General features: G+C 37.4%; 12 protein-coding genes and 1 tRNA gene. 9 read left to right on the forward strand and 4 right to left on the reverse strand.

Annotated elements, in window-relative coordinates; genetic code table 11:
- Positions 1-265: 265 nt before the first annotated feature.
- From lptC to MR054_RS01575, 4 genes are all read right to left on the reverse strand, one after another.
- Entirely contained in the window at positions 266-841 is a 576-nt protein-coding gene (gene lptC / locus MR054_RS01560) for an LPS export ABC transporter periplasmic protein LptC (RefSeq protein ID WP_242155501.1), read from the reverse strand.
- A gap of 90 nt (positions 842-931) precedes the next feature.
- On the reverse strand, positions 932-2,311 hold the full coding sequence (locus MR054_RS01565) for a tetratricopeptide repeat protein (protein ID WP_242085570.1): 1,380 nt from the start codon (positions 2,309-2,311) through the stop codon (positions 932-934).
- 16 nt (positions 2,312-2,327) lie between these two features.
- A complete protein-coding gene (gene bamG / locus MR054_RS01570; RefSeq protein WP_242085569.1) occupies positions 2,328-3,638 on the reverse strand; it encodes a BamG family beta-barrel-assembly machinery protein in 1,311 nt (436 codons plus the stop codon).
- A complete protein-coding gene (locus MR054_RS01575) occupies positions 3,638-4,366 on the reverse strand; it encodes a type III pantothenate kinase (protein WP_242155503.1) in 729 nt (242 codons plus the stop codon). The genes bamG and MR054_RS01575 overlap by 1 nt, the downstream gene beginning before the upstream one ends.
- A gap of 172 nt (positions 4,367-4,538) precedes the next feature.
- Between MR054_RS01575 and MR054_RS01580 the strand changes: the two genes are divergently transcribed.
- The 9 genes from MR054_RS01580 (at position 4,539) to MR054_RS01620 (ending at position 13,370) form a co-directional block, all read left to right on the forward strand.
- Positions 4,539-4,611 (forward strand) — tRNA-Phe (locus tag MR054_RS01580).
- Positions 4,612-4,920: 309 nt separating this feature from the next.
- On the forward strand, positions 4,921-6,324 hold the full coding sequence (locus MR054_RS01585; RefSeq protein ID WP_242155505.1) for a pyridoxal phosphate-dependent decarboxylase family protein: 1,404 nt from the start codon (positions 4,921-4,923) through the stop codon (positions 6,322-6,324).
- 80 nt (positions 6,325-6,404) lie between these two features.
- Positions 6,405-6,794 carry a nuclear transport factor 2 family protein gene (locus MR054_RS01590; protein WP_242155507.1) on the forward strand — a complete coding sequence of 130 codons (390 nt, stop codon included), beginning with the start codon at positions 6,405-6,407 and terminating at the stop codon, positions 6,792-6,794.
- Between the two features lie 170 nt (positions 6,795-6,964).
- Positions 6,965-7,420 (forward strand): GNAT family N-acetyltransferase, encoded by a 456-nt coding sequence (locus MR054_RS01595; protein WP_242155509.1) that lies wholly within the window; start codon positions 6,965-6,967, stop codon positions 7,418-7,420.
- 195 nt (positions 7,421-7,615) lie between these two features.
- On the forward strand, positions 7,616-8,077 hold the full coding sequence (locus MR054_RS01600) for a 5' nucleotidase, NT5C type (protein ID WP_242155511.1): 462 nt from the start codon (positions 7,616-7,618) through the stop codon (positions 8,075-8,077).
- 500 nt (positions 8,078-8,577) lie between these two features.
- On the forward strand, positions 8,578-8,955 hold the full coding sequence (locus tag MR054_RS01605) for a hypothetical protein (protein ID WP_242155513.1): 378 nt from the start codon (positions 8,578-8,580) through the stop codon (positions 8,953-8,955).
- Between the two features lie 875 nt (positions 8,956-9,830).
- On the forward strand, positions 9,831-10,742 hold the full coding sequence (locus MR054_RS01610; protein WP_242155514.1) for a T9SS type A sorting domain-containing protein: 912 nt from the start codon (positions 9,831-9,833) through the stop codon (positions 10,740-10,742).
- Between the two features lie 143 nt (positions 10,743-10,885).
- Positions 10,886-12,493 carry a hypothetical protein gene (locus MR054_RS01615; RefSeq protein WP_242155516.1) on the forward strand — a complete coding sequence of 536 codons (1,608 nt, stop codon included), beginning with the start codon at positions 10,886-10,888 and terminating at the stop codon, positions 12,491-12,493.
- Between the two features lie 4 nt (positions 12,494-12,497).
- Positions 12,498-13,370: a sialate O-acetylesterase gene (locus tag MR054_RS01620; protein WP_242155518.1), complete on the forward strand. Its 873-nt coding sequence runs from the start codon at positions 12,498-12,500 to the stop codon at positions 13,368-13,370.
- The last annotated feature ends 22 nt before the right edge of the window (positions 13,371-13,392 follow it).

Below are 13,392 nucleotides of genomic sequence, written 5' to 3' on the forward strand. Positions count from 1 at the left end.
CCAATCAATTCATAATTGTAATTGGCTGTAAAGATACTTAAAAAAAAACTGTACAAAATTTGAAATATGGGATTTCTTTACCCCGGCAGGAATTTTATGCCGGATGCCTTTTCTGTCCGTTACATCAGGCCCAACACCGTTCCGTTCCTACCCTGGTCTGACAACCTACAACGGGTGTCGGCAAATAGCAACAGGATTATCCATCGAGCAAGGCGCGATCCCAAGTGCCGGCTAAGAATTGGGTATCGGCGTTGTTTCAGGAATACTAATCTTCCACGGTAATATTCCCTGTAGGTTCCAGCACACTGGCGTTATTGAACTTGGTATCCGAGTCAAAAATATTGCCGTGAATAATATCAGACTCGGTTTTAAAGGTTACCGGTTTATTCGTAAATAACCATTCCTTATCTTGATCGTAGTATAGTTGTTCGGCAAACAGAGTGTCTTTATTATGGGTCGCAATCCGCACGTTACCCTGCAAATCGATAAGGTTTGTCTTATCGTAGTTAATGGCATAATCGGCAACGACCACGCTTTTATTATGGTCTTCGTCAAACAGGTCCAGGACGATACCCTCCGGAAACTCACTAAAGGCAAACTCCCTATTGGAATAATCCAACATTTTTGGACTAACCAGAATGGCTTTTATTCTTCCGGAATCGGTATATTTCAAATGGATCTGTTCGGCGACGCCTATGGGTTCGTTTTCCGAAATACCAATAGTTTGCACATTGCCAAAGTTGTCCTTACATGACATGAGTAGTACGAGAAGGACTGCGGTTATAAGAAATCGTTTATGCCCACGACATTCCGGTACTGAGGGCCGTCGAAGTATGTCCATTAAAAAAAATTGAAATTATTCTAAAAAAAACATAGTCACCGCAACTAAGGTGACTATGTTTACTATGTTATATGTTGGTATGCTTGTGCATTAAATATTGGGCACTGTCACCGATGCCCCTATCCAACATGCAATTTTTATAGATTGACCACTATTCCCAGCGGTAAAAATCTCTGATTTTGTAGGGGCCTTAGCCGTATAATTCGCTACCGACTGGGCGGCATCCTTTTTCAGGGTCGGATCTACACGTGCTGCTTTTGCGGCTTCATCGGCAGCCAACCAATATACAGCTCTTTTATTAAAGTTGGTATCCCCACAATCCTTCGCACTGGCGGCATACATGGCTGCAATGGATAAATGCGGACGACCATTAGAAGGATTAAGTTTAAGGGCTTCTCTAAAGAACCCTCTTGCCGAGCCATAGCTTCCTCTGGCCTTGAGTTTCAACCCAATTCTATTATTCAACTTGGCCTTTTTATAGTTATCGGTTTCCAAATCAATGGCTTGTTTATAAAATGAGATGGCCTCATTGGATTTGCCTTCCTTATCTTTTAGAATTCCTAAATAATAAGCCGAATTGGCCGAAGGACTCAACTCATGATAGGCGTTTACCAGTTTAAAGAATAAAGGGTGGTCTGTACATTCTTTTTCCGACATTTTTCCGGCCGCACGTTGCAACCAGATAGCACTGGTTTTGTTCTCGTCAAAGCCTTTCTCATAAAGCGGAATAAGGTTATCACAATTGGCACGGTCCCCTAATTTAGAATCTATACTACCGGCTATCTTATCGTAGGCACTTAAATAACTTTCATAGTACTTTTTATATTTTTCTTCTTTACCGGTTAACTGGACCCCGCTGTCTTCTTTTTCAATGAGCACATTCAGTTTTTCAGAATAGTTCTGAATCTCATCCTCTACCTTTTCAACAACATCATCATATTTATTGAATAACTCTGCAGCAGACTTTTTCTTGGCATCATACAAATCCACCATCAACGAAAAATAGGTATATAAACTTTTTGGGTTGGTAAAGGTCGCTTTGTCCAAATTATAAGCGGCATCAAAACACTCATACAATTCCAAATCGGATAAATTCAACTCTTCCCTGTAATCGTATTTTAACTGGCATGCCTGGGCAGCATACTCTCCTTTGGGGGTTTTGCTGGCAAAATGCACACCGCGTTCTTCCCAAACTTTTAACAGGTCATTAATATAACCCACTTTTTCCGCTCCAGTGGTTTTTTCGATTTTATCATCTAATATTTTCTCCCCATCAATATATATGGCGTTATTAAACTTCGGGCACTTTTTTCTCACGGCCATCCATGGTTCGTAAGCCGCATCAAAATTTTTGGCTTTAACATATTCATGGAAAATGGACAACTTGGTCATGCATTCTTCGTCTTGTTGCGCAAAACCTAAGTTAAGTACAAAAAGGGACAGTGCTAATAGGGTAATTTTCGTCTTCATGATAATAATTCTACTGTTAGTTATATTTTCGTTTCATAAACCATCTATCGTTCAAAGATAAACTTAATTGGAGATTTATGAAATTCTCCTGTATAAGATTATTGTTTGTGGTGCCTCGTTGCCCTATTTCAAGCCCAATATTGGCATTGGAAAAGCTACTTATTTCTCCAACCGGTAATCCTACTCCAAAAGATATGCCAAACTCTTGTATGGATTCTTCGTTGAGCAATAATCCCGTTTTTTCAAAACGCACACCAGCTCTGTACACTGCGCGTTTCAGGTAGCCATTAAAGGCGTTGTATTGCGGTATAAAAAATCCCCCAAGGGCTATTGAAGACGCATCTTCATAAGCCGTGGCACTGCTCGAATACAGTGGGTTTGAAAATGCACTGGTTTGTTGTCCGGTATACTCAGCACCCACAAACCATTTTCTCGGTTTCCCTATACCTGCGCCAAATGAGAATTTAGAAGGCAAGGTAAGTTCCGTTTCCAGTAATCCCAGAGCCTCTAAATCGGTTTGAATTTGGTTAACCACAATTTCATCTTCATTCGCATTTACAAATATAGTGGAAAACAACCGTTCATTGGATGAGGTTAAGTTACTCTTGGGTGTAAAGGTGGCACTGGAAACAAACTCCAGGCTTTCGTTAAGTTTGGTTTGATAGTACAGCCCGATATTAAAATTCAATCCGCTTAAATCGGAGCGGTTGTTCTCTCTGGTTTGATATTGTAAGGGGACGTCCTGGTCGTCATATTGAAATTCAATCACACTATTCTGCAGGTTACCGAAATTGTAATGGGCATCAATCCCTATGCTCAAAGCCTTGCTAATTTGGTAGCCCACTCCTAAAAAGGCCTTATTTAATCCACCTTCACCGCGAAAGCGATTTTCAATAGCACCATTAGCGTTCAGGGACTCCAGCCGATATCCTACGGCGGTATAGGGCAAAAGCCCAAATCCAAAACCAAATTTACCTACGGGAACGGACAGCGCCAGATAATCGAAGGTTGTGGACGACGCCTTACCCGTATCGGTCGCACTCTTCAAATTGGTACTGGAATAACTCCCCCCAACCGTAAACTTTACAGGTCTGCTTTCATAGCCCCAAAGCTCAAGATTGTTACCGGCATAAGAGGCGGGGTTTCTTAAATTAACATGGACACTATCAATATATACACTCAAACCGCCCATGCTCCTGTTCTCCACCGTCCCTTTAAATTTCAAGCTTCCTATACCATAAAAGGAATAAGGCGATGACGTCCCTTCCTGAGCATAACTTTGAATGGCGAATACCGCTATAAAAACTACTACAAGTTTTTTGATCATTAAAATGAATTAAATTGTAAAATATAATTTAGTCCCTCTAAAAGAAAATTAGAGTTGGCAAATATGCTACTTTTTAATTGTTTAGACAAGAATTTAGCATCTCCACCTGTTAAAATTACTGTTAAATTGGCATATTTTTGTCGATAGGTCTCAATAACCCCATCGATTTCGTTTAAAACACCGTAAATAACCCCGGCGTGTATGGCGGCCTTTGTGGTATCTCCCGTAAGGGCATCGGGCATCTCCGTATCCAGTAAGGGCAAGTTGGCCGTGAACGTGCTGAGGGCTTTATAGCGCATTCTGATTCCGGGTGAAATCGCCCCTCCCACATAGCTATTTTGCGCTGTGATACAATCATAAGTGATACAGGTTCCGGCATCAATAATAAGAACATTGGTATTGGGGTAATGAAAGACGGAGGCACTGACCAACCCTAATCTATCCATCCCTAAGGTTTTTGGGGTTTTATAGGCATTTTTAAATGGCAAGCTGGTATGGTGGTCGAGTTTTAAAATTTTAAAGTCAGCCTCCAATCTTGCCACCTGGTCGTCGTCCAATGTGGCCACCGAAGACACTATGGCGTTTTGAATACCCGGATAGTCGCGTTTAACGGTCTCTAATGTATCCACAAAACCGGAACGTTCAACAAGCGTCTTAAACACCAATTCATCATGGTTGAAAACCGCCAGTTTAACCAATGAATTCCCTATATCTATAATTAAATTCATGCCCTTAGCAAAGTGTAAATCTACAAAATGACGGGTATTTAAATCTTAAATAATCTATAATTATTAAATTATTCTTTTTTTATTTTTTTCTTTTGGCAAATGGTAAAAATGAATATATTTGCACCCGCCTGAATGGCAGACAAGTATTTGTCAGACAGGAGCGCTTAGGCGAGGTACCTTAGCTCAGTTGGTAGAGCAAAGGACTGAAAATCCTTGTGTCCCTGGTTCGATTCCTGGAGGTACCACATTAAACCCTGTAAACATTTGTTTTGCAGGGTTTTTTGTTTTTAAGGGTGCTAATAAGATGAGAAAATTATAAACTACAATAATCTTATGGAAAATCCTTTTGAGCGTATTGCTGAACAATTAGATCGAATTGAAAATTTTTTGTAATTCAATGATTTAACCTCTTTAAAAGCAGATACAAGATCAGTCTTATCGATAATATGGAAGTCCTTTCGAAAAGATAGGAAAATTCGATACATTTGGAAATAGGAAATAAACGCAATAAAATACGTTTATTAGATAGTTAGGGCCAACCCTATTATATATAAATGAAGGAAGACAATTCATTACAGCGTAAAATGTTCCTGGAACTGAAAGATGCCGAACTCTTTCGCAGAGCGGAATCTTTTGGCATGGATTACCTCCGGAGCATTTTTGACAGAAATGTATATCCTTCCAAGAGTGCTCTCAATGATCTTTCTATATTTGAGGAAGATTTTCCAGAAAATTCCGGAGATCCTCTTGAAACTTTAAATCTTTTAAATAGATATGGAGCTCCCGGGACAACAGCTCAAATTGGTGGTAGATATTTTGGCTTTGTTCATGGTGGAATTATTCCAGTGGGGCTAGCAGCAAAAAATCTTGCAACATTTTGGGATCAAAATGCAACAGTATACCAGAGCTCTCCCATCTCCTCAAAATTAGAAACTGTTGTTCAAAAGTGGCTTGTCCAACTCCTTTCATTGCCGAGTGAAACGATAGCTGGATTTGTAAGCGGCACCTCGACAGCCAATTATTGTGCCTTAGCTGCAGCACGATATCGGATATTAAAGAATTTGAACTGGGACGTGACTACAAAAGGCCTTTTTAATGCCCCAAAGATTAGGGTTGTAGCTGGCAGACAGGTACATTCCTCCATGCTTCAGGCAATATCTCTTGCCGGTTTTGGAATTGACAATATTGAATTAGTGGAAGTTGACGACCAAGGAAGGATTTTGGCAGATAAAATTCCAAAACTTGATAATACCACAATTTTATCTCTACAAGCAGGAAACGTAAATACCGGATCTTTTGATGACTTTGCATCAATTTGTAAAAAAGCTAAAGAACAAGGGGCATGGATTCATGTTGATGGTGCATTTGGACTATGGGCGGGTGCTACGCAGCATTTTAAACATCTTACCGTTGGTTATGAATATGCAAATTCGTGGGCAGTTGATGCACATAAGACATTAAACTCGCCTTACGACTCCGGTATTATATTTTGTACCGATGAGGAGGCACTTATTTCCTCTCTACATATTAATGCAGCTTATCTGCCGAATGAGAATGAAAGAAATGGCATGTATTACGTACCAGAAATGTCAAGAAGAAGCAGAGTTATTGAACTTTGGGCTATTTTGAGATATCTAGGCCGAACTGGTATAGAAGAACTGATACATAATTTACACAAACGGGCTTTACAATTTGCCGAATTATTGAATTCCGAAAAAGGTTTTCATGTCCTGAATCAGGTGGTTTATAATCAAGTTCTCGTGCAATGTGATAATGATACATTAACAGAAAAAGTTCTTAAAGAAATACAAGAAATGAGGGAATGCTGGGTTGGTGGTTCCATCTGGAAAGGACGTAAGGTTATCAGGATTAGTGTTTGTTCCTGGGCAACTACAGAGGAAAATGTTAACAGATCTGTTGATTCATTTAGTAAAGCACTCAGGAACATAAAAAATTAAAGGCCAGCCCTAACAATGTATAAACGGCATTAAAACGTCCGCTTATACTGAACCGTTAGGTAGCATTTATAAAACAAGGAATGAAATCGAATATTGAAATTATAGAAGAACTATATCGAGATTTCTCGAATGGAAACATTGAAAGCATTAAGGAAAAATTTGCTCCTGAAATTGAATGGATACAAATGAAAGGCTTTCCAAATGGAGGGTGTCATATTGGATTTGATGATATTCAAAAAAACGTATTCAAAAAATTTAATGAGAATTGGACTAATTGGACTGCTAATGTTGACGAATTTCTTGATGCAGGAGAGTCTATATTCGCAATTGGTCATTATGAAGGAAAGTACAATAAAACAGGAAAATCATTCAAGGCTGATTTCATTCACAGGTATGGATTAAAAGAAGGTCAAATAACCAAATTCACTCAATATACCGACACCAACCTTGTAGTAAAAGCAATGGCATGAATAAGAAAACGCTACCTAACAAGGTATAAAACGAATTGCTTGGTTCTAGCCTACTCGGAAAACCTTTCGGATTTTCCTCTGGTTCGTTCCATTTTTAGTAAGTTAGTTGCTCGCACGCGCAACTATCCTTACACAAAACGCTGGCAACAATCAAAAAAAATGAACTGAAAATGAACTTTAGGAAAGCGACAGAAATGGATATTTCAATAATTGTGGAAATGATTGCGGATGATAAGCTTGGAAAAAAAAGAGAAAACTTCCAGAACCCTTTACCAAATGAATATTTGAATGCGTTTAAAACAATTAACTCTGACGAAAATCAAGAATTAATTGTTGTAGAAAACGAAAAATCTGAAATTATTGGAACTTTACAGTTAACATTCATTCAATATCTGACTTATCGTGGCGGAATTAGAGCGCAGATTGAAGCGGTAAGAATTAGAAAAGATAAAAGAGGACTCGGAATTGGAAAAACTATGTTTGAATGGGCTATAAATAGAGCCAAAGAAAGACATACGCATTTGTTACAATTAACGACTGACAAAAAGCGACCGAAAGCGATTAAATTCTTTGAAGATTTAGGATTTAAGGCAACTCACGAGGGAATGAAAATGCACTTTAAATAAAGAAAAACCAGTTGCTAACAATGTATAACCGCAATTTATTCACAACATGTTGATTGTAGCTGAGTTCATCAGTCGCTATGCTGTAGTCGGCGGATTCGACTACCCTTCGACTACGCTTAGGGCTGTATGAATCGATTCGGAATTCATAAAGCCTGAGAGCAATACTGAGGTGTCATCTAAAAACCACATTATCAAATGAAAAAAATCATCTACATTGATATGGACAATGTTCTTGTTGATTTTAAAACAGGGATAGATAAACTAGACAACGATACGATTATTGAATATGATGGGAGATTGGATGAAGTTCCCAATATATTTTCACTGATGGAACCCTTGCCTGGCGCTATAGAATCAGTTTATAAGCTTTCGCACAAATACGACTTATATATACTTTCTACGGCTCCATGGTTAAACCCAAGTGCTTGGATACATAAGCTCAAATGGGTGCATAAATACTTTGGTAAGGAGAAAGATAGCTTATTCTATAAAAGATTGATAATATCCCATAACAAGAACTTAAACGCTGGAGATTATTTAATTGATGACAGACCAAACAACGGTGCAGAGGATTTCAATGGTAAATGGATTCACTTTGGAAGTCAGGATTTTCCTGATTGGGATGCAGTGACAGAGTTTTTGTTAATAGAACAATAACTTTTTGGCAAATTCAATAACCGCTTCATTAATTGTTTATAACAAATATTATCGATGTGTGGGGTCTTAACAAGACTCAAACTCGCTAATAGTTATAATTTAATGTCTCTTCTATTAACCTTGCCTCACCGCAGGTATCTTAAGTTCACGTTTTAAATAAATTTCCATATATATTTCAACCGCTGCCACCCAGTGAGAGTTTTTCTGCTCTTTTACATTAAACAACAGAATTTTGCTATCTGAGGCCTTTTCAATGTTCAGTTCCCTTTTCCCTTCAAGCAACTTAAATAATTGTAAACTTAATTCTTACAGGTGCAAACTCCTTTTCAAATTTTGTTAAAAACAGTGTTGTAAATGTTAGTACCCTAAAACTCCAGGCCTTTTCTCCCTGAACAATATTCTCCCCTATTTTGACATAAAATAAGGTACTGGTTCATATAATTGATTTTTACATTTACCATGGAAAAATCATTAAATCGAACTTAAAACAATAAGACATTATGAAAAAAATTTTTGTTATCATTTTTACGCTATTCGCATTTCATGTAACTCATGCACAAGATGAAATAACGCAACTGTCAGGACCAACTGAGGTTAAAACTGGAAAAAAAATAACGGTGAACGTATCTTACGTGGCGAGTGAGGCCAGGGAAATACTTGTTTTTCTTCAATTAAATGAAGATCCCTGGACCAATGTAGGTGCAACCAAAGTGAAGGTTTCTGGTGGAAAAGGCACTGTTGAAGCTGAATTAACAACAGATAATGCAGCTTCACCGGGTTCTAACTACAAAATATCAAGCGTCCTAGTTCCTAAGGGTAAAGCATGGCCTGAAAGGTTAGACCAAAAAGTGCAAACCGATGTTACCGTTATAAAATAAACATATAAAAAAGAACTCTCGCTATAGTTTATTTTAAAAATTTACACTTTGTATAAACCTGCCAAATTGAAAATATTAGCGGGCCAATAGCCTATTTAATGATTAATCGGTTACAATTGGGTTTAATTAAATGAGGTATGCCTATTGTTCTTTTTTTAAATGAACATCTATCAAACGTTTTTAAGGGTATAGTTGAACAATATCTTCCCGTATTTTGATATAAAAATAGACGGTGTATTTTTGATTCAAAATGTACGCTTAGTCCTATAAAACCTAATATAAAAAAAGACTTTATGAAAAAATCTCTTTGGTAATTACGGTTTTATTCGGATCGCTAGTAATGGCCCAGGAACTCACACATGTGCCTTTCATGTCCAAGCATTAGAACATCCTCCATAAGACCCTTTTGATTTGTTGTTACCTCATTAATTGACAGCAAAAATATGGCTAACAACATTCTCAATACCGCAGACAATGGAGGAACAGTTTCCTGGAATACATTGGTTTAAGGGTAGACGCCACAATCCATTATTGCGACAATTCCTCACAACGAAGCAGGTAAACTGGTTAAGTATTTAGGTTTACAAATTCAACATGACGTTTTTACCAAAATCTATTGGTTTAACGATTTTAACTAATTAAAGAATAGTGTAACAATATTGTTCAGGATATTTTAAAATTCAGTTCAATAATTTCTCTATCCTGAACAATAATCTCCCTTTTTGAACTAAATAGAACCAACGTTTATTACCAATAATTAACCTGAACAATAATCTCCCCTATTTTGAACTAAATAGAACCAATTTTAATTAGCTCTTATTAATAGCTTTATAGTGCAATTAAAAATTCATTAATCCAATTAAACTAAAACCATTATGAAAAACATTTTTACTCTAATCATGGCCATCATGGCTTTTTCTTTCTCACACGGACAATATAACGTTCCCTTAACGAATGCTGATGTTGAATCCAATACTCCTATGACAACGACAAACAACGTGCAATATACAATTGACGGTATGTATGTTAATGAAGCGGTAGACGGGGCTTTTGATGAGACCTCCAGCGGCCTGGCTCCAGGTGAAGGTGTTGGAAGCTCCCAAGCACTTAAAATTGTGACTCAAAATAGTGGTTCTACTCAAAGCTGGCACACCCAATTTGTTGTGAACCAAACCGATATCAGCGGTTATGGTAATGCGGATTTTATATTTTCATTTCAAATAAAATCGGCCACGGTTCCAGAATCTTACCCCATTTGGATGACACTCAGGACTTTTGATGAAGACGGCACTGAAGTTACCGCCAATACTGTGACTAATTATGCCGCTGGGGGCAAGATATCTTCAGAGGCTGGAGTCGATGGATATACTGTTGGTGATATGTCCACATCATATCAAACAGCCTGGAATAGTTTTACAATAGTACCCCATTCTGGTGGAGGCAAAAATGCAAAGTTTGTGGATTTAAGGACTCAAATGTCCAAATTAGTAAACACCTATTACATAGATGAATTATCATTAGTATCATCTGCCCAATTATCTACAAAATCATTTGAAAAAATAGGTGTTATTATGTATCCAAACCCAGTAAGTACAATCTCCTATATTAAGAGCAATACGCCAATAGAAAACGTCTCCTTATATTCAGTTACAGGAAAATTGTTATTGAATAAAAAAGTTGGGGCTACTTCATACAATCTTGACGTATCATCCTATTCTAAAGGAATGTATTTATTAAGCGTTACCAATACAAAAGGTACCTCAACCAGCAAATTGATAGTAGATTAATAATTCTTCTTCCACGAAAGGTCAATAAAAAAATAATTAAGGGAGTATTATTTATAACACTCCCTTTTTCTTAAATATAAAATAGACGAATAATGAATAGATGCCGGCCCCGAACGTTAAAAGCTACTTGCGTAATTGCTTTAATGGCTTTTATCATAATTGGTTATGCTCAGGAAAAGCATTTTAATACCATAGAATATAATTATCCCTATTGGCCGGAGTATAAAAAAACAGCCGTTTCAGAAATTTATAACCCAAAATGGATTGCTAAAGACCATACGGTTGAAGGTTGGGACTGGACCTTGCCAAAATCGGTAAACCCTTCAGAAAAATCAAAACTTTGTATCGCAAGAAATTTTGGCTTAAGCAAAAACAAAATTGAGGAGTTGCAAGAAATTCATTTTTCCTGTAATCCTGTTATTTCTCATTGGGTAAAATGGCGAGAATTAGAGCCTGAGGAAGGGGAAATAAATTTTAAGCCTCTTATCGATAACATAAAAAACGCTTACCAAAAGGGTTATGAATCAATCGTCCGAATCCATTTTTCGGCAATAGACTTTGCTCCCGATTGGATTAAAAAATACAATATTCCCATTCGAAAAGAAGAAAAAGAAAACCCTGTCAAAAGAAATTATGAAGTCAGTCATCCAGAATTTCACAAACGCTACTTGAATTTTGTAAAAGCTTTGGGTGAAAGTGGCCTTTCAAAAATGGAAGAAGTAAAAGGCCTTTTCTTAGGTTATGCCTCTCCTTCTAATGGCGATGAAGGTATTGGCCCCTATCCTGAAAAATATGCTAATGCCAATGATACCATCCCGCATGTAAGAGAGCGTATAGATGCATGGGCGAATGCCTGCTCTGGTGTAGAACACAAAGTATTTATGGGTGGCCTATCCAATTATGGACTGAGCAAAGGCTTTGGAATACGGCGCGGATTTGTAGAAATGTATCTCTACCATATCCCAGATGAACATTTTGGTCAAGAACTGGATGCCAATGGTTACTTAATCGTAGATGAGGCCAATGAAATTATAAAGAAAAATTTATTTCATGGAGAAGAAAATGAAGAGTATGAAGAAAAATGGGCAACAGCGGAAAGGGACTTCCGTTTCGGAATAAATACAGAGCCTTACCCCTACCGCTACTTTACCGCCAACTTAAGGCTTCTTCAAATGCGTTGCAACTATTTGTTAAATAATGAATTCTCCATACTACCTGATATGTTCACTTGGGTAAGTTTGAGTCTCGGAAAAACGGTCGAAGATACTCCAGATGCCTGGTGCTTTTTGCGAGAAAGTTATTTAAAAGGCAATGAGCCACGTCCAGTCAAAAATTTTGAGCGTTGGGTCTATCAACGGGATTCCCCAGGTTATGCAACCAAACCCGTTGCAAAAATACATCACCCCATTAAAATGTGGATGGTTCAACCCGATAGGTACTATGATTATGTTGCCAGGAAAGGTAATAAAATTGGTTTTGATATTGATGACGACTTCCTTTCAACGAACATTAAGTTTGCTGTAAAAATATCCTATTTAGATGTAGACAATGGGAATTGGTCTTTGGTATTCCAAGGTGAAAAAGGACCGGAGAAAAAAACGATAAAGAATAAGAACACCGGTAACATAAAAACGGTTACTTTTTTCATTACTGCAAATTTTGAAAATAAAACACGTCCTTTTGATCTCGAAATTCTTGGAGAAGGTGATTTCGAACCCACCATTAGCTTTCTAAGGATTATAAAATTATAAACGAATGAAAAATTTCATATTAACAGTATTTCTTTTTTCAATAATGGTTGCATGCAGTGCAGCCCAAAATCCTGAAGATTCCAAACACACGAAAAAGGTATTTCTTTTTGCCGGGCAGTCCAATATGGACGGAAGAGCAAGTGGTGATGTTTTAAGCGAAAATGATTTAGCCCGATTGGAAAAAGTGGCAAATAGAATTGATTTTTATTATAATCACAAACCCGTCTCCCCTCTTCAATTAAGCTCAGCTAGTAAATTCATCGAAAATAAATTTGGTTTCACACAAATATTTGGTCCCGAACTGTTTTTTGGAATTGAAATGGCCGAGAAATATCCTGATGATGAATTCATTTTCATTAAAAGATCTATTGGAGGTACGTCCTTATATGGTTGCTGGAATCCTGATTGGACTTTAGGAAAAGCCAACCAAATGGATGAAGCTGACAAACCAAAACTCTATTCAGGTTTTATTGAATACACTCAAAGTATCCTTAATTCTTTCGATGAAAATGATTATGAAATAAAAGGCATGCTTTGGGTTCAAGGAGAAGCTGATAGTAATATTAATAATTATGGAGAAGAACCCTCAATCACCTATGGTCAAAATCTAAAAAATCTTATAAATTCAGTAAGAGAAGATCTGGAAGTGCCCAATATGCCATTTGCCCTGTTTCAAGTTGGGCAAGGGAAAGTTGTCGAGGGCATGATTGATACAGCGAATAATGACGACGAGGTGTTTTTAATTCCTCAATCCGAGGATGAAAATTCAGAGTATTACTATGAACAGTACCCACCTCCAAAGTGGCACTATACAACCGAAAGTATGAAAAGGATTGGAATAGAGTTTTTTAAAATTTACGATAAAATTTATAAATAAAAATAAGAACAGAACTTTTAAT

The sequence above is a fragment of the Aestuariivivens sediminis genome, from assembly GCF_022662105.1.
Classification (GTDB): Bacteria; Bacteroidota; Bacteroidia; order Flavobacteriales; family Flavobacteriaceae; genus Aestuariivivens; species Aestuariivivens sediminis.

Excerpts from the sequence above, each read along its gene's own strand:
- MR054_RS01620 (WP_242155518.1), top strand. The coding sequence starts at position 12,498 with ATGAAAAATTTCATATTAACAGTATTTCTTTTTTCAATAATGGTTGCA.
- MR054_RS01585 (WP_242155505.1), top strand. The coding sequence starts at position 4,921 with ATGAAGGAAGACAATTCATTACAGCGTAAAATGTTCCTGGAACTGAAA.
- MR054_RS01600 (WP_242155511.1), top strand. The coding sequence starts at position 7,616 with ATGAAAAAAATCATCTACATTGATATGGACAATGTTCTTGTTGATTTT.
- MR054_RS01615 (WP_242155516.1), top strand. The coding sequence starts at position 10,886 with ATGGCTTTTATCATAATTGGTTATGCTCAGGAAAAGCATTTTAATACC.
- MR054_RS01610 (WP_242155514.1), top strand. The coding sequence starts at position 9,831 with ATGAAAAACATTTTTACTCTAATCATGGCCATCATGGCTTTTTCTTTC.
- MR054_RS01605 (WP_242155513.1), top strand. The coding sequence starts at position 8,578 with ATGAAAAAAATTTTTGTTATCATTTTTACGCTATTCGCATTTCATGTA.
- MR054_RS01575 (WP_242155503.1), bottom strand. The coding sequence starts at position 4,366 with ATGAATTTAATTATAGATATAGGGAATTCATTGGTTAAACTGGCGGTT.
- MR054_RS01595 (WP_242155509.1), top strand. The coding sequence starts at position 6,965 with ATGAACTTTAGGAAAGCGACAGAAATGGATATTTCAATAATTGTGGAA.
- bamG (WP_242085569.1), bottom strand. The coding sequence starts at position 3,638 with ATGATCAAAAAACTTGTAGTAGTTTTTATAGCGGTATTCGCCATTCAA.
- MR054_RS01565 (WP_242085570.1), bottom strand. The coding sequence starts at position 2,311 with ATGAAGACGAAAATTACCCTATTAGCACTGTCCCTTTTTGTACTTAAC.
- MR054_RS01590 (WP_242155507.1), top strand. The coding sequence starts at position 6,405 with ATGAAATCGAATATTGAAATTATAGAAGAACTATATCGAGATTTCTCG.
- lptC (WP_242155501.1), bottom strand. The coding sequence starts at position 841 with ATGGACATACTTCGACGGCCCTCAGTACCGGAATGTCGTGGGCATAAA.